This window comes from Rhodococcus maanshanensis NBRC 100610, from assembly GCF_001894865.1.
GTDB lineage: Bacteria > Actinomycetota > Actinomycetes > Mycobacteriales > Mycobacteriaceae > Rhodococcus_G > Rhodococcus_G maanshanensis.
On record NZ_BCXA01000040.1, the window covers coordinates 25,865 to 42,384 of the forward strand.

The window sequence follows — 16,520 nt, forward strand, 5'->3', positions numbered from 1 at the left end:
GTGGGTTCCATTCAACCCGCTGCAAGTGGCCAGGACTATTGAAACAGGTCAGACCCCGAAGTCGGGGATTCCGCCGTCGACTACCGTTGCCCAGTGTGTTCACCGCCGCGGCTCTCGTCCCCTCGCCACCCCTGCTGATACCCGAGTTGGCGGGCGGCGCGGCGGCGGAGACGGACGAGCTGCGGGTGGCTTCGAGGGGCGTGGCCGCCCGGCTCGGCGCGTTGGCGACGCGCTGGACCGCGATCGGCGTCGGACGCACGGAATGCGAGATCCCGGCGACCGCGGCGGGGACCTTCCGCGGCTACGGGGCGGACGTGCGGGTCGCGCTGTCGCCTGCCGCTTCGGGTCCGGACCCGGAGCTTCCGCTGGCCGCGCTGATCGCCGGCTGGCTGCGCGCCGCGGCCCCGACCGAGACCGTGGTGGACGCGATCATCGTGGCCGAGGACACCTCGCCTGTGTACTGCGCCGAGCTCGGCACCCGGCTGCGTGATCGCCTCGAGGCCGACCCGCAGCCCCACGGCGTGCTGGTGATCGCCGACGGTGCCAGGACGTTGACGGCCAAGGCGCCGGGCTCGTTCGACGAGCGGGCACCCGAGGCCCAGGCCGAACTGGACCGGGCACTGGATTCGGGAGACGCCGAGTACCTGGCGGAACTCGATCCGGTGGCCTGCCTCGACATCGGGATCGAGGGGCGTGCGGCCTGGCAGGTGCTCGCGGGGCTGTTCGGTGGCGAACCGAGCGAGTGCCGGACCTACTACCGTGGCGCGCCCTACGGCGTCGGCTACCACGTCGGCATGTGGTTGCCGTGACCGTGCGTACGCCCGTACCGATCGCGGTGGTCGGCCCGACCGCGACCGGCAAGTCGGACCTCGGGCTCGACCTCGCGGAGCGGCTCGGCGGCGAGATCGTCAACATCGACGCCATGCAGCAGTACCGCGGCATGGACATCGGCACCGCCAAGCTGCCACCGGACCAGCGCCGCGGCATCCCGCACCACCAGCTCGACGTGCTCGATGTCACCGAGACGGCCACCGTCGCGAACTATCAGAGTTCGGCCAGGGCGGACGTCGAGGCGATCGCAGGCCGCGGCGCGGTGCCGATCATCGTCGGCGGTTCGATGATGTACGTGCAGTCGTTGCTCGACGACTGGTCGTTCCCCGCAACCGATGCAACGGTTCGGGCGCGCTGGGAGGCGGTGCTCGCGGAGCGCGGTGTTGCGGGGGTGCACGCGGAACTCCTCAAGGCGGACCCCGAGGCGGCCGCCACGATCCTGCCGACCGACGGCAGGCGGATGGTGCGGGCCCTCGAGGTCGTCGAGCTCACCGGCAGGCCGTTCGCCGCATCCGCCCCCGCGATCGGCGAACCGCGTTGGGGGACCGTTATTCTCGGTGTGGATCGCGACACCGCGGAGCTCGATGAACGAATCGGGCTGCGCACCCGGTTGATGTTCGAGGGCGGGCTCGTCGAGGAGGTGCTCGGCCTGATCGAGGTGGGGCTGCGCGAGGGTGTGACGGCCCCGCGGGCCATCGGCTACGCCCAGGTGCTGGCCGCGCTCGACGGTGAGTACGACATGGAGCAGGCCAGGGAGCGGACCCTGATCGGGACCAGGCGATACGTCCGCAGGCAGCGTTCCTGGTTCCGTCGCGATCAGCGGGTGCACTGGCTAGACGGCGGCGACCGCGATGTGATCTCTAGAGCAATGACGATTGTGGGGAGCCAGTGAGCAAGAAGCCGGTGAGCAGACTCGCGGCCCGCGACGCGCGGGTCACGGTGCGCAATGCGCGCTTTCAGCAGTGGGAGTCGTACCTGAACACCCGCGCCAAGCGGACGAAGTCGGCGCGGTTCCTGATCCAGGGTGTGCGACCGCTGACGCTCGCGATCGAGCACGACTGGCCGTTGGAGGCGCTGCTCTACCGCATCGACGGACCTCAGCTCTCGTCATGGGCCCGCGGGGTGCTCGACGGTTGGCAGCACGAGAAGGTCGGCGTCAGTGGCGAACTCATGGCGGAGCTGGGGGAGAAGGACGCCTCGCCCGAGCTGATCGCGGTCGCGAAGCAGCGACACCGCGGGCTGGGTTCGCTCGCCCTCAGCGGTGCGTCGCCCCTGCTCGTGGTGTTCGACCGGCCGTCCTCGCCTGGCAACCTGGGCACCCTCATCCGGTCGGCCAACGCCTTCGGTGCTGACGCGGTGATCGTCGCAGGCCACGCGGCCGATCCCTACGACCCGCAGTGCGTGCGCGCCTCGACGGGTTCGCTGTTCGCGGTGCCCGTGCTGACGGTCGCCGATGCGGACGAGGTACTGGCCTACCGGGCGCGGGTCCGTGACGGCGGCACCGACCTGCGGATCGTCGGCACCGACGAGGCAGGCGACGTGGCGATCTTCGAGCACGACTTCACCGGGGGCACGATCCTGGTCATCGGGAACGAGACCCGCGGGATGAGCGCATCCTGGCGCACGGCATGCGATGTCACCGTGAACATTCCGATCGGCGGCGCGGCCAGCTCACTCGGTGCACCGAGCGCGGGCGCGGTCTGCCTCTACGAGATTGCGAGGCAGCGTCGATGAGCGACGAGTGGGATTCGGACTGGACGTCGCGTCCGGATGGGTCGGCGGCAGCCCTCGCGGGCCGGCTCGCCGCGCGGATGGCGCTGTTCGCCGGGGTCGGCGAACCGTACCCGCCGCTCGGTAGCATGATCGGCATGGAATTCAGCAAGGGCCACGGCACGGAGAACGACTTCGTGGTGCTGCCGGATCTCGACGCGCGGCTGGACCTGCGCGCCGATCGGGTGGCCGCGCTGTGCGACCGTCGTCGTGGACTCGGCGCCGACGGCGTCCTGCGGGTCGCCAGGGCGGGTGCCCTGCGCGCGGCAGGCGTCCTCGACGCGCTGCCCGAGGGCGTCGGAGACGACGACTGGTTCATGGACTACCGCAACGGCGACGGTTCGATCGCCGAGATGTGCGGCAACGGGGTCCGGGTGTTCGCGCACTATCTCCGGGCCACCGGCCTCGAGGGAGCGGCCGAGTTCGTGGTCGGCAGCCGCGCCGGCGCCAGGCCCGTCGTCGTGCACAGCTGCGACGGATGGACGGCCGACGTGAGCGTCGGGATGGGCACGGTCACCGAGCTCGGGACCTCCAGTGCAACCGTTGGCGGTCAGACGTTCACCGGGCTCGGCATCGACGTGGGCAATCCGCACCTGGCCTGCGTCGAGGACTCGCTCACCGCCGACAAGCTCGCCGCGCTCGACCTGACCGCGGCGCCTCAGTTTGCGGCGGACTTCTTCCCGCACGGGGTGAACATCGAGATCCTCACCCCGCTGGTCGACGGCGTCGTCGACATGCGCGTTTACGAGCGGGGGGTCGGCGAGACACGATCCTGCGGCACCGGCACCGTCGCGGCCGCCGCTGCGGCGCTGCGGGCCGACGGGCGCGAGGAGGGCGAGGTCCGGGTGCGGGTGCCGGGTGGCGAGGTCCTGGTCGCGGTGCGCGACGGCGCGGCCGAACTGCGGGGTCCGTCGGTACTGGTCGGTTCCGGGCGCATCGACGACGACTGGTGGAACGCGCTCGCCTAAATGCACGTGCACCAGGAGGGTCGGTCGTGGGACCATGGGTCCTGTATGACGAAATCACCGCGTATCACCAAGACACCGATCCTCGATCACCTCGACGCCGATCAGCACGGCGCCGATGACCACGACGCCGGCGACCACGACACGGGCTGGACGGGCCACGACCCGTCGGTCGGCGAGATGCAGTTGGACGAGCGCGCTGCGCTGCGCAGGGTCGCCGGACTGTCCACCGAGCTCACCGACATCACCGAGGTCGAGTACCGACAGCTCCGCCTCGAAAGGGTGGTGCTGGTCGGCGTCTGGACCCAGGGCACCGTCGCTCAGGCCGAGGCCAGCATGGCCGAGCTGGCAGCGCTCGCCGAGACCGCGGGTTCGGAGGTGCTGGAGGGGCTCGTGCAGCGGCGCGACAAGCCCGACGCGGCCACCTACATCGGCTCGGGCAAGGCCAACGAGCTGCGCGAGGTGGTGCTCGCAACGGGAGCCGACACGGTCATCGCCGACGGTGAGCTGACCCCGGCCCAGCTCACCGCGCTGGAGAAGGTCGTCAAGGTCAAGGTCATCGACCGGACCGCGCTGATCCTCGACATCTTCGCCCAGCACGCCACCTCCAGCGAGGGCAAGGCGCAGGTCGCGCTCGCGCAGATGCAGTACATGCTGCCGCGGCTGCGCGGCTGGGGTGAGTCGATGTCCCGGCAGGCAGGCGGCCGTGCGGGCAAGGACGGCGGTGTGGGAACGCGAGGACCCGGCGAGACCAAGATCGAGACCGACCGTCGCCGGATCCGCGAGCGGATGGCGAAGCTGCGTCGCGAGATCAAGGAGATGAAGGGCGCCCGTGACACCAAGCGCACCAGGCGGCTGCGCAACGAGGTGCCCTCGGTCGCGATCATCGGATACACCAACGCAGGCAAGTCCAGCCTGCTCAATTCGCTCACCGGCGCCGGCGTGCTGGTGCAGAACGCACTCTTCGCCACCCTCGATCCGACCACCCGCAAGGCCGAGTTCGAGGACGGTCGCCAGTACGTGCTGACCGACACCGTCGGGTTCGTGCGGCACCTGCCGACGCAGCTGGTCGAGGCCTTCCGGTCGACGCTGGAGGAGGTCGCCGACGCCGACCTGCTGCTGCACGTCGTCGACGGATCCGATCCGTTGCCGACCGACCAGATCAAGGCGGTTCGCGAGGTGGTCACCGAGGTGCTCCGCGAGACCGACTCGCCCGCGCCGCCGGAATTGTTGGTGGTCAACAAGATCGATGCCGCAGACCCGGTGACGCTCACCCAGTTGCGGGGGCTCCTGCCCGGGGCGGTGTTCGTCTCCGCGCGGACCGGCGAGGGGATCGCCGAGCTGCGGGAGCGGCTCGCGGAGATCGTGAAGGCGCCGGAGGTGGAGGTCACCGTGCTGGTGCCGTACACCCGCGGCGACCTGGTGGCCCGCATCCACGCGGATGGACGAATTCTCGGGTCCTCGCACGAGGCGGAAGGCACACTGGTGCGCGCGAAGGTGCCGGAGGCGCTGGCCTCCGCACTCCGGGAGTACCGACACAGCGCCTGACCGGACGGGAATGGACATGATGGAACGGGGCGCTGCTGCCTGTCTCGATGTCGCGGGCACCGCGGCCGGATCTGCCGGGCGCGCCCGTGCGTAGCCGGCTGGCGGGCCTCGCGCTGGCTGTGGTCGGGTCGGCGGTTGTCGCCGCGGCCCCTGCTGGGGCCGCGCCGGGGCCGAGCGGGCCCACCGGCTCCGCAGGGTCCTCATCGGGTTCCGTCGCGTCGGACGCGCGCTTCGAGACGCTCTGCACCCCAATCGATCCCGGGCTCGCGGAGATCTCCGGACTGGTCTCCACCGGCGACAAGATCTACGCGATCGGGGACAGCGGCACCGACGACGAGGTGTGGGTGCTCGACGACGACTGCCGGGTGACCGGCACGGTGGCCGTGCCGCCGACCCCGGTCGATGTCGAGGACATGGCGATGGCGGGCGGCCGGCTCTGGCTCTCGGACACCGGCGACAACAACAGGGTCCGCCAGCAGGTGTCGCTGACCGATCTGGATCCCGTCACCGGGGCCGGCTCGATGCACCGGCTCACCTACCCGGACGGCCCGCACGATGCGGAGACGCTGCTGGTCGGCAGCGACGGGCGGCCGGTGATCGTCACCAAGGAGATCCTCGCGGCCAGCGGCATCTACCGCCCGGCAGGCGGCGCGACCCTCGACCAGCTCGGCCCGGGCCCGGCGCCGATGGAGCGCATCGGGCAGATCGCCTACGCGCCCAGCGACACCCCCGGCAGCCCCATGCCCGTCGCGGGGTCGATCCTGGTGACCGGCGGCGCGGTCAGTGCCGACGGCCGGGTCGTCGCGGTGCGCACCTACACGGACGTCTACCTCTACCCGGCGCCCGACGGCGACATCGCCGCTGCGCTGACCCGCACGCCGGTGCGGGTCCCGATGCCGAACCAGCCGCAGGGGGAGGCCATCGCCTTCACCCCGGACGGCGACCTGCTCAGCGCGTCCGAGGCGAACGGCGGTCCGCTGGCGCCGATCCAGGTGCTCCGCGGCGCCACCGCACTGGTCGACCTCGGTGCGTAGCCGCCTCGCGGCGGTGGCCGTCACCGTCCTGGCTTCTGCCGCCCTCACCGCGGCGCCCGCGTCGGCCCAGCCGAGCTCGGCCCCCGGTTCGATCGAGGTGGTCGAAGCCGAGTTCGAGAACCTCTGCACTCCAACGGATTCTGCGCTGGAGGAGTTGTCCGGTCTGGCGGCAACCGATGACGGGATCTACGCGGCCGCCGACAGCGGGACGGACGATTCGGTCCGGGTTCTCGACGATCAGTGTCGGGTGATCGGCACGTTGCCCCTGCCCGTCGACCCCTTCGACGTGGAGGACCTCGCGCAGGCCGACGGGCGGCTGTGGCTCTCGGACACCGGCGACAACGCCGGTGCGCGGACCACCGTCGCGCTGACCGACATGGACACCGTCACCGGCGCGGGCACGTTGCGCCGGCTCACCTACCCGGACGGCGCCCACGACGCCGAGGCGATCCTCCTGGGCAGGGACGGGGTCCCGGTGCTGGTGACGAAGGAGCTGTTCGGAGCGAGCGGCATCTATCGGCCAGCAGGCGCACTGCGCGCCGAGCAGTTGCCGAGCCCGGGACCGACCGCGTTGGAGCGGTTGGGGCAGATCGCATTCGAGCCAACCGAGACGCCGGGCGGCCCGGTCCCGTTCGCGGGTTCGACCATGATCACCGGCGGCGCGGTCAGCGAGGACGGCACGGTGGTGGCGCTGCGCACCTACACCGACGTGTACTTGTACCCGGCGCCGGACGGCGACATCGTGGCGGCGCTGACCGGCGCCGAACCGATCCGGGTGCCGATGCCGGACCAGCCACAGGGCGAGGCCATCGCCTTCACCCCGGCAGGGGACCTGCTCAGTGCGTCCGAGGCGAACGGCGGACCGCTGCCACCGATACGGGTCCTGTACGGGGCGACGGGTCTGGTCACCCCAACGGACGGGGAGGTCGGGATCGCACTGCAGGTGGACCAAGGGGCGTTGATCGCTGCGGGCGTCGGCGCGGGGCTCGTGGTCGGTGTCGGCGGCGCGCTGTGGTGGTGGGCCCGCTCGCGGCGTCGGCGGAACTGAACAGCTGTCGGGTTCTCATCGGTAGGCTCCATGCGGTTCACGTACCCGCCGGAGGGCGGGCAGTTTCTCACGCCCGCCGAAGGTGGGCACATGTCACAGCGGCGAAGGGCAAGCACCAGATGTTCAACATTGCGGTCAAGAAGGGGCACGAGAACGTGTCACTGCTCGGGATCGGCGCCTACCGGCCCGAGCGGATCGTCAGCAACGCCGAGGTGTGCGAGGTCCTCGATTCGTCGGACGAGTGGATCTACGAGCGCAGCGGCATCCGCAACCGCCGTTGGATCAGCGGGGACGAGACCGCGAAGTCGATGGCCGTGGCCGCGGCGGAGCGCGCGATCAAGAACAGCGGCATCGACAAGGAGCAGATCGGCGCGCTGATCCTCGCCACCGGGAGCTGGAAGACGAAGATCCCGCACGGTGCCCCGCAGGTGGCACACGAGCTGGGGATCAACGGCATCGCGGCATTCGACCTGGCCTCCGGCTGCGGCGGCTTCGGCTACGGGCTCGGCGTGGCCACCGACATGATCCGGTCCGGGTCCGCCGAGTACGTCCTGGTCATCGGTGTCGAGACCATGTCCGTGGTGATGGAACCGACCGACCGCAACACCGCCTTCATCTTCGGTGACGGCGCTGGCGCGGTTGTGGTCGGCCCAAGCGAGCGGAACGGCATCTCGCCGACGGTGTGGGGTAGCGACGGCGAGAACTCCGCCGCCATCAGCCAGAACTACGACATCCCCGCGTACATGGACCGTGCGCAGTCCCTGCAGGCGGAGGGCCCGGACGGCGAGCAGGTCGGCCGCATGGTGGTGTCGATGGAGGGGCCGCGCGTGTTCCGGTGGGCGGCGATCACCCTGCCCAAGGCGCTCGGCAGCATCCTGTCGGAGTCCGGTGTCGCGATCGAGGACATCGAGGTCTTCGTCCCGCACCAGGCCAATGCCCGGATCAACGACCTGATGAAGAAGAACCTGGGCCTCGGGGACGACGTGCCGGTCGCCAACGACATCGAGAACACCGGCAACACCTCCGCCGCGTCGATTCCGCTCGCGATGGAGGAGATGCTGGTGGCGGGCAAGGCGAAGGGCGGCCAGCTCGCACTGCTGCTCGGCTTCGGCGCCGGACTGAGCTACGCGGGCCAGGTCGTCACGTTGCCGCCCGTGCCCGTCGAAACGAGCTTCTGACTCACACGGACGCGCTGAACCGGTGACGACGCTCAGGCGTCGAGGTCTGCGGCGACCAGCTTCGCGACGATCGCAACGGAATCGGCGTCGTCACTGGTCACGATCACCTCGACGCCTTGCGTTGCGCCGAGCGTCATGATCATCAGGGCGGATCCGGCATCGACCGGTTCACCACCCGCCACCGCGAGCGTGACGGGGATTCCCCCGGAACTGACCGCGTCGGCGATCACGGCGGCGGGGCGGGCGTGCAGTCCGATCGACGATCCGACGGCGACGGTGGTGCTGGGCATGGTGTGTCCTTTCGGTGGATGTGAGTGTGATGGCGTCACGCTGGTGCGGTGACGAGCTCGGGTTCGGCTGGGGCGGCCGTACGCGGACGGATGAACTGTTTTGCCAGGACCACGGCGGTGGCGGCGACGACCGTGCCCGCGGCGATCGAGATCAGGAACCAGGCGATGTTGCCGATCGCGAACAGCACGAACAGTCCGCCGTGTGGTGCGCCGAGGGTGACATCGGTGGCCATCACCAGGGCCCCGGTCGCCGCGCCCCCGGCCATCATGGACGGGATCACCCGTAGCGGGTCCGCGGCGGCGAACGGGATGGCGCCCTCGGAGATGAATGCGGCGCCGAGGAACCAGGCGGCTTTGCCGTTCTCCCGCTCGGCCTCGCTGAACAGGCCGGGACGCACGGTGGATGCCAGTGCCATCGCCAGTGGCGGCACCATGCCTGCGGCCATCACCGCGGCCATGATCCGCAGGGTGGCCGGGTCGGTGACGCTGAGCCCGGCGACCGCGAACGCGTAGGCCGCCTTGTTGACCGGGCCACCGAGGTCGAAGCACATCATCAGGCCGAGGATGATGCCCAGCGCCACGGCGGAGCTGCCGGAGAGACCGTTCAGCCAGTTGGTCAGGCCGCTCGTGATCGCGGCCAACGGCCGGCCGAGCACCATGAACATCAACGCGCCGACGGCCAGGGTGGCGAACAGCGGGATGACAACCACCGGCATCAGGCCGCGCAGCACCTGCGGTGCCCGGAGCCGGCCGATCCACAGTGCCGCGAAGCCTGCGATCAGGCCGCCGACCAGGCCGCCGATGAAGCCGGCGCCGACGAACACCGCGACCGCGCCCGCGGTGAAGCCCGGTGCGAGGCCGGGCCGGTCGGCGATGGCGAAGGCGATGTACCCGGCAAGAGCCGGGACGAGGAAGTTGAAGGCCAGCGACCCGAGCTGGAACAGGACGGCGCCGAGATATGTGCCGAGCCCACCGTCGGGCAGGTCCCACAGCGAGTTGCCGAGGACGATGTCCTTCGCGCTGTCGGAGATCTCGTACCCGCCGAACAGGAAGCCGAGCGCGATCAGCAGGCCGCCCGCGGCGACGAACGGGATCATGTAGCTCACGCCGGTCAGCAGGATCTGCCGCAGCCGGGTGCCCCAGCCGACGTCCGCTGACGCCCCGGCGGTGTCCGTGCCAACGGCGCTGCCGGCGACCCGGGCCGCGGACGGGTCATCGGCGGCTCGGATCGCCTCGGCGAGCATGGCGTCGGGCTCGTTGATGGCGCGCTTGACGCCGGACGCGACGACGGGTTTGCCCGCGAAACGTTCGCGGCCCTTGACCCCGACGTCGGTCGCGAAGATCACGGCGGAGGCGCCGGCGATCACCTCGGGGTTCAGCGACGTGCCGCCGCTCGAGCCCTGTGTCTCCACCTGCACCGGTACCGACGCCCGCTCGCCCGCCGCGACCAGGGAGTCGGCGGCCATGTATGTGTGCGCGATGCCGGTCGGGCAGGCGGTGACCGCGACCACGTAGCGCTCGGCGGCCGTCGACTCGGAGTCGGCAGCGGAAGCCGGTGCGGCAGGGGCGGAGTCGGCGGTCGGAGCGTCCTGCCCCGGCACTTCGAGGCCGAGCGCCTCGTGCACCAGCGTCACGACGGCGCCGGCGTCCGGGGCCGAGCGCAGTGACGCGACGAACTCGGGCCGCACCAGCGCGCGGGCCAGGCCGGATAGTAGTTTCATGTGCTCGGCGCCCGCGCCCTCGGGAGCGGCGATGAGGAAGACCAGGTCGGCGGGACCGTCCGGCGCGCCGAAGTCGACCTTTGGGTCCAGGCGTGCGAACCCGAGGGAGGCGGTGGTGACGGCCGCGGATCGGCAGTGCGGGATGGCGATGCCGCCGGGCAGCCCGGTCGCGGACTGCGCTTCGCGGGCCAGTGCCGCATCACGCAGGGCGGCGGCCCCGGTGGCGCGGCCTGCGTCGGCGAGCAGGGTCGCGAGCGATTCGATGACGGCCCCGGTGTCGGCGCCCAGGTCGGCGTCGAGCGCGATCAGCTCGGTGGTGATGATCGCCGGGGAATCGGTGGTGGGAGTGGACATGTCGGGTCCTCAGTACTCGGCGGCCGGGACGGCGACCGTGGTGGATGGCGAGGCGGTGTCGGGACGGGGGTTGTCGGTGTCCGGGTGCCGCGGACTGGGGTTCGAGACATCCAGCGCGGTGACGGTGACGGCGTCGCGGTCGATCTGGTCGGGCCGGGGGAGCGCGGTGCCGGGCAGGCCGGCGGCCGCGGTGCCGTAGGCCACCGCGAGCTGCAGGGCCCGTGCCGGGTCGTCACCGGCGACGGTTGCGAGCAGGTAGCCGGCGAGCGAGGCGTCGCCCGCGCCGACGGTGCTGCGGGGCGTGATGCGCGGGGCCCGGGCGAACCACGCGCCCGCGGTGGTCACCAGGACCGCACCCCCGGATCCGAGGGTGGCCAGCACCGCGCCGACCCCCAGGTCCAGCAGGGTCAGTGCGGCCCGGACGGTCGGGCTCGGGTCCCCGGCTGCTGCGGCGGCCTCGAGCGCGGCGGCGTCGCAGCCGGTCAGCTGGGCCAGCTCCTCGGCATTCGGCTTCACCAGGTCGGGAGCGGTGTCGGGGAAACCCGCGGCGAGGGCGCGCAACGGAACGTCGGAGGTGTCCACGGCGATCGCACAGGGCATCGACCGCAGCGACCGCACCAGCTGGCCGTACCAGTCGTCCGGGGCGCCGGGTGGGAGCGAGCCGCACAGTGCGATCCACCGGGCGTGATCGGCGTGCTCGGTGAGCAGTCGCGTGAGCGCACCGAGCATGGCGGCGTCGAGTGGATGGCCCGGCTCGTTGAGCTTGGTTGTGGTGCCGTCCGGCTCCGTGATCGTCAGGTTGCCGCGGACCGGGCCGGCGGTGGGCACCACGCAGTTCGCGATGCCCTGGTCGGCGAGCGCAGCGACCAGCGGGTCGTCGACACGGGCGGGCAGGATCGCGACGGTCGGGGAGTGCGCCGCGGCGACCACCCGGGCGACGTTGACGCCTTTACCGCCAGGGTCTGTGCTGGTGGCCGTGGCGCGGTGTACCGCGCCACGCTCGAGGCGGGTGGCCAGCTCGACGGTGCTGTCGAGGCTGGGGTTGGCCGTCAGGGTGACAATCATGCGAGTACCACCTCGATGCCGTGAGCCTCGAGTTCGGTGCGGGCGCTCGGGTCGAGGTCGGTGTCCGTGACCAGCACGTCGACGGCGTCGACGGGGGCGAACCTCACCAGGTCCTCCCGACCGATCTTGCTCGAGTCGGCGACCACCACCACGAGGTTGGCGCAGCGCACCAGGGCCCGCTTGACGGCGGCCTCGTCCAGGTCCGGCGTCGACAACCCGTGGTCCACGGTCAGGGCGTTCGTCCCGACGAAGGCGACGTCGACGCGCAGGTCGGTGAGGGTGGCGACGGCCTGGTCCCCGACCACCGCCTGGGTGATCCCGCGGACCCGGCCGCCGAGCACCTGCAGGCTCTGCTGCCCCGCACACCGAGTGGCGACGGGAATCGAGTTGGTGACCACCGTCAGCTCGCGCTCGGCAGGGAGCAGCGGTGCGATCCGGGCCGTAGTGGTGCCCGCGTCCAGGACGACGCTGCCACCCTGAGGCGGCAGGTAGGCCAGGGCGGCGGCGGCGATCCGGTTCTTCGCCTGCGCGTGGCTGTGCTCGCGCTCGGTCAGGCCGGTCTCGCCGAGAGTGATGGCGGAGGCGGACACGGCGCCGCCGTGCACCCGGCGGATCAGGCCGAGCCGGTCGAGTGCCGCGAGGTCGCGGCGGACGGTCTCCGTGGTCACCTCGTAGGCGTCAGCGAGGTCGGCGACCGAGACCCGACCGCGTTGGCCGATGAGCCCCGCGATCGCCTGCTGTCGCTCTTCCGCGTACATGTGGCCTCCTGCCCGAAACAATGTTTGTTTATGTTGTTTTACGCCTGTATGTGTTGACATGTCAATGCTCTGGAGTAATCCTCATCACAGTGCTTGTGTCGAGGGGCACGAGCGTCATAAACGAATTCGAGCCGAGGAGTGAACATGAGCGGGACCGGGGTAGGAAGCGTCCCGTCGCAGGTGGGCGGCGGCGTAGATGCGCCGGGTATGCCGGCGGCGGCCCTGGTCGGGACGCCGGTGGTGCCGGGTGTCGGCTACGGCCCGGTGATCAGGCCCGGCGCCCGGCCCGCGATTCCGGTCCGCGGCGCCGACCTGCCCGAAGCCGACCGGCTGGCCGAGAAGCAGCGGTTCCTCAGGGCTGTCGAGGTGGTGTCGGCGCGGCTGCTGGCCCGGGCCGACGCCGCAGCGGGCGCGGGCGCGGAGGTGTTGCGGGCGACGGCCACGCTGGCGACCGACCGCGGCTGGCTCGGCGCCGCCGGGACGCTCGTCGACGCAGGCGCGGGCGCCGAGGCCGCCGCGGCCGCCGCCACCGAGCAGTTCGCTGCCGTCTTCACCAAGCTGGGCGGGCTGATGGCCGAACGGGTGACCGACCTGCTCGACGTGCGGGACCGGGTGGTCGCCGAACTGCTCGGCGCCCCCGAACCTGGCATTCCGACTCCGGCGGTGCCGTCGATCTTGCTGGCCCGGGACCTGGCCCCGGCGGACACCGCCATCCTCGATCCGACCCTGGTCCTGGGAATCGCGACCACTCTCGGCGGCCCTACCAGCCACACCGCGATCATCGCCCGGCAGCTCGGTATCGCCTGCGTCGTCGGGGTGGCAGCGCTCGACGAGGTGGGTGTCGGAACCCCGGTCCTGGTGGACGGTGGCAACGGGAGGGTGACGATCGAGCCTGCGCCCGACCAGGCCGCGGCCGAGGTCGCCCGCGCCGCAGAGGTCCGGCGCCGCACCGAGTCGTGGACGGGTCCCGGGCGCACCCGTGACGGCCACCCGGTGGCGGTGCTGGCGAACGTGCAGGACGGCGCCGGTGCCCGGTCCGCCGCGGCGTCGGCGGCCGAGGGCGTCGGCCTGTTCCGCACGGAACTCGCGTTCCTGGACCGCGACACCGAGCCCGCCGTGGAGGACCAGGCAGCGATCTACCGCGAGGTGCTCGACGCGTTCGCCGGCTGCAAGGTCGTGATCCGCACCCTCGACGCCGGTTCCGACAAGCCACTGAAATTCGCCGGTCCGACGGATGAACCCAACCCGGCGCTCGGCGTACGCGGTTACCGGATCGCCGCGGAGAATCCCGGGATCCTGGACCGGCAACTGGATGCGATTGCCGTGGCGGCGCGGCAGTGCACGGCGTCGGTGCTGGTGATGGCCCCGATGATCGCGACCGTCGCCGAGGCTGCGGAGTTCGCTGCGGCCGTCCGGGACCGCGACCTGGTGCCCGGGGTGATGGTCGAGGTGCCCGCGGCGGCGCTGCTCGCCGACCGGATGCTCGAGCACGTCGACTTCCTCTCGCTCGGCACCAACGACCTGACCCAGTACACGATGGCCGCGGACCGGCTGTCCGCGCCGTTGGCCGCGCTGAGCGACCCTTGGCAGCCCGCGGTGCTGGCTCTGGTGGCCCGGACCGCCGCCGACGGCGCGAGGGTCGGCAAGCCGGTCGGGGTGTGCGGTGAGGCGGCCGCCGACCCATTGCTCGCCTGCGTGTTGGCCGGATTCGGCATCACCTCGCTGTCGATGGCGGCGTCGGCGGTCGCGGCGACGGGGTCCGCGCTGTCCGAGGTGGACCTCGCGCGGTGCCGTGACGCGGCGGAGGCGGCGCTCGGTGCGACCGACCCGCAGTCCGCACGGGCGCGGGCGACGGAGATCCTGAGGGGGTAGCCGAGGAGGGGGAGATGGCCCAGGATGAGGTGATGGACCCGGTCGAGGCATTGCGTGAGATCGCATACTGGCTCGAGCGTTCCCGGGCCGAGACGCACCGCGTCAAGGCGTATCGCCGGGCCGCCGACATCGTCGAGGCGCTGACACCGGAGCAGCGAGACCGGTTGGGCCGCACCGGCACCTGGGCCGCGCTGAGCGGGATCGGGCCGAAGACGTCCGCGGTGATCTCGGAGGCGTACGCAGGTGGAGTGCCCGCCTACCTGGTGGAGGTGAGGTCGAAGGCGGTCCAGATCGGGGAGGGTGGGCGGGCGCTGCTCGCGGCGCTACGCGGCGACCTGCACACGCACTCGGACTGGTCCGACGGCGGCAGCCCCATCGGGGAGATGATGCGCCGCGCCGCCATGGTCGGGCACGAGTACTGCGCGCTGACCGACCATTCGCCGCGGCTGACGGTGGCGAACGGACTCTCCGCGGACCGGTTGCGCCGTCAGCTCGAGGTGATCGCGGAGCTGAACTCGGAACTCGCGCCGTTCCGAATCCTGGCCGGGATCGAGGTGGACATCCTCGAGGACGGTTCCCTTGACCAGGAGGAGGAGCTGCTCGCCGAGCTCGACATCGTGGTCGCGAGCGTGCACTCGAAGCTCGCGATGGAGCCCGATGCGATGACCAGGCGGATGGTGCGGGCCGTCGCGAGCCCGCACGTGGACGTGCTCGGGCACTGCACCGGCAGGCTGGTCGAGGGCGCCCGGGGGACCAGGCCGGAGTCGAAGTTCAACGCGGAGGTCGTGTTCGAGGCCTGCCGCCAGTTCGGCACGGCGGTCGAGATCAACAGCAGGCCCGAGCGTCGTGATCCGCCCGCGCGCCTGATCGAGCTGGCGCTCGAACGAGACTGCCTGTTCGCGATCGACACCGACGCGCACGCGCCCGGCCAGCTCGATTTCCAGGGTTACGGCTGCGAGCGCGCTCAGGCGGCCGGGGTCGAGGCCGACCGGGTGATAAACACCTGGACCGCCGACGACCTGATCGCCTGGACCCGACAGTAGTTCCTCGGTCACTCCTCGACGGTCGGCTCCGAAGCGGCGGCCCGTTTGGCCGGAGTGCGTGCGGCAGTGGTCTTCTGGGCGACGCTCTTCTTCACCGGGGTCCGTGAGGTGGCCGATGTCGCGGCGACCGCCTTGCGCGGAGCGGCCTTTCGTGCGGCGGCCTTCTTGGCTGGTGTCTTGGCCGCCGGCGTCTTCTTGGCCGGAGACTTGGTGGCCGGGGTCTTGGTGGCCGCCGCCTTCTTCGCTGTCCGCTTCCGCGCGGGCGCCTTCGCCGGCTCGACCGGGATTTCCGCGGCGGGTGCGACCGGCTCCGGTAGTTCGTGCGGGGTGTCCTTCGCGTCGAAGTAGTCGCCGCCCTTGCGGCGAACATCGTCGGTGCCCCAGGAGCGATCCCGGTCGACGGGCTCCATCCGTGGAATGTGCTTGCGGCAGTGGATGTATGCCTCTTCGACGTCCACGACCACCCAGCGCTCGGGGGTGCGGCCCTTGGCGTGCGCATCGGGCAGGTCGGCCAGCTGGGCGCGCAAGTCGACATCCTCGACGATGCGAGCCGAGCCGTTGACATGGAGACCGATCAGATCTCGGACGAAATCCATCATCAGGATCCCGACATGTGGGTTCTCCCTGATGTTGCCGAGGCTGGCCATCACCCCATTTCCGCGATACTCCGGATACGCGATGGTCCGCGGGTCGATGACGTGGATGAAACCCGGTTCACCCGCCCTGAATGTGGAATCGCATTCTCCGTGTGAATCGGCGGTCGCGACGAACGCCATTTCCTGCCGGGCCACGAACTCGATCATTGTCGGGTTCAGGTGATTGAGCATCTGATCGGAATAGAACCGCTCGGCACGTTCTGTGGTGCCGAATTCGTTCTGCAGTTCATGTTCGCCAACACTCCCCAAAGTGGGACGAATAGACATGGAACTCCTCGGGAACGGAAGTCACGGACCAGCTGGCCCGTTCATGCGCGGTAACGCTAGCCGAGGGGCCGATCGATCGCACCGTTTCGTCCCCGTGGGCGCGAATGCGGTGTCGCGACC

The 16,520-nt window shown here is 71.0% G+C and carries 14 protein-coding genes and 1 pseudogene; 10 read left to right on the forward strand and 5 right to left on the reverse strand.

The annotated features are described in order from the left end of the window. Positions 1-95: 95 nt before the first annotated feature. From RM1_RS19155 to RM1_RS19190, 8 genes are all read left to right on the forward strand, one after another. On the forward strand, positions 96-809 hold the full coding sequence (locus tag RM1_RS19155; RefSeq protein WP_072753314.1) for a class III extradiol ring-cleavage dioxygenase family protein: 714 nt from the start codon (positions 96-98) through the stop codon (positions 807-809). 2 nt (positions 810-811) lie between these two features. Continuing rightward, positions 812-1,723: a tRNA (adenosine(37)-N6)-dimethylallyltransferase MiaA gene (miaA, locus tag RM1_RS19160; RefSeq protein ID WP_037175383.1), complete on the forward strand. Its 912-nt coding sequence runs from the start codon at positions 812-814 to the stop codon at positions 1,721-1,723. Continuing rightward, the gene (locus tag RM1_RS19165; protein ID WP_072753315.1) at positions 1,720-2,565 is read left to right on the forward strand and encodes a TrmH family RNA methyltransferase; all 846 of its coding nucleotides are present in this window, start codon (positions 1,720-1,722) and stop codon (positions 2,563-2,565) included. The genes miaA and RM1_RS19165 overlap by 4 nt, the downstream gene beginning before the upstream one ends. 134 nt (positions 2,566-2,699) lie before the next feature. Beyond that, positions 2,700-3,569, forward strand: coding sequence for a diaminopimelate epimerase (gene dapF, locus RM1_RS19170; protein ID WP_072753344.1), 870 nt, complete (start codon positions 2,700-2,702; stop codon positions 3,567-3,569). Between the two features lie 45 nt (positions 3,570-3,614). Next, positions 3,615-5,114 carry a GTPase HflX gene (gene hflX / locus RM1_RS19175; RefSeq protein WP_083576842.1) on the forward strand — a complete coding sequence of 500 codons (1,500 nt, stop codon included), beginning with the start codon at positions 3,615-3,617 and terminating at the stop codon, positions 5,112-5,114. A gap of 86 nt (positions 5,115-5,200) precedes the next feature. Next, on the forward strand, positions 5,201-6,148 hold the full coding sequence (locus RM1_RS19180) for a hypothetical protein (protein ID WP_245816474.1): 948 nt from the start codon (positions 5,201-5,203) through the stop codon (positions 6,146-6,148). After that, a complete protein-coding gene (locus tag RM1_RS19185) occupies positions 6,141-7,196 on the forward strand; it encodes a hypothetical protein (RefSeq protein WP_072753317.1) in 1,056 nt (351 codons plus the stop codon). The genes RM1_RS19180 and RM1_RS19185 overlap by 8 nt, the downstream gene beginning before the upstream one ends. Before the next feature lie 119 nt (positions 7,197-7,315). Then, positions 7,316-8,374: a beta-ketoacyl-ACP synthase 3 gene (locus tag RM1_RS19190; RefSeq protein WP_072753318.1), complete on the forward strand. Its 1,059-nt coding sequence runs from the start codon at positions 7,316-7,318 to the stop codon at positions 8,372-8,374. A gap of 32 nt (positions 8,375-8,406) precedes the next feature. Here RM1_RS19190 and RM1_RS19195 read toward each other — a convergent pair whose 3' ends face one another. The 4 genes from RM1_RS19195 to RM1_RS19210 are packed head-to-tail and all read right to left on the reverse strand — an operon-like array spanning position 8,407 to position 12,562. Next, complete coding sequence (locus tag RM1_RS19195) at positions 8,407-8,664, reverse strand: HPr family phosphocarrier protein (RefSeq protein WP_072753319.1); 258 nt, start codon at positions 8,662-8,664, stop codon at positions 8,407-8,409. A gap of 35 nt (positions 8,665-8,699) precedes the next feature. Next, positions 8,700-10,739, reverse strand: coding sequence for a PTS fructose transporter subunit IIABC (locus tag RM1_RS19200; RefSeq protein WP_072753320.1), 2,040 nt, complete (start codon positions 10,737-10,739; stop codon positions 8,700-8,702). Between the two features lie 9 nt (positions 10,740-10,748). Then, on the reverse strand, positions 10,749-11,804 hold the full coding sequence (locus tag RM1_RS19205; RefSeq protein WP_083576838.1) for a 1-phosphofructokinase family hexose kinase: 1,056 nt from the start codon (positions 11,802-11,804) through the stop codon (positions 10,749-10,751). Beyond that, positions 11,801-12,562: a DeoR/GlpR family DNA-binding transcription regulator gene (locus tag RM1_RS19210; RefSeq protein ID WP_072753321.1), complete on the reverse strand. Its 762-nt coding sequence runs from the start codon at positions 12,560-12,562 to the stop codon at positions 11,801-11,803. The genes RM1_RS19205 and RM1_RS19210 overlap by 4 nt, the downstream gene beginning before the upstream one ends. 207 nt (positions 12,563-12,769) lie before the next feature. Here RM1_RS19210 and RM1_RS19215 point away from each other — a divergent pair, with 207 nt between their 5' ends. Both RM1_RS19215 and RM1_RS19220 read left to right on the forward strand, forming a co-directional pair. Further along, positions 12,770-14,434 carry a putative PEP-binding protein gene (locus RM1_RS19215; RefSeq protein WP_072753322.1) on the forward strand — a complete coding sequence of 555 codons (1,665 nt, stop codon included), beginning with the start codon at positions 12,770-12,772 and terminating at the stop codon, positions 14,432-14,434. A gap of 32 nt (positions 14,435-14,466) precedes the next feature. Then, on the forward strand, positions 14,467-15,477 hold the full coding sequence (locus RM1_RS19220) for a PHP domain-containing protein (protein ID WP_072753346.1): 1,011 nt from the start codon (positions 14,467-14,469) through the stop codon (positions 15,475-15,477). A 323-nt stretch (positions 15,478-15,800) separates the two neighbouring features. Here the strand turns inward: RM1_RS19220 and RM1_RS19225 are convergent. Continuing rightward, positions 15,801-16,400: pseudogene (locus tag RM1_RS19225) on the reverse strand (pyridoxamine 5'-phosphate oxidase family protein); the annotation flags it as partial. Positions 16,401-16,520: the final 120 nt, after the last annotated feature.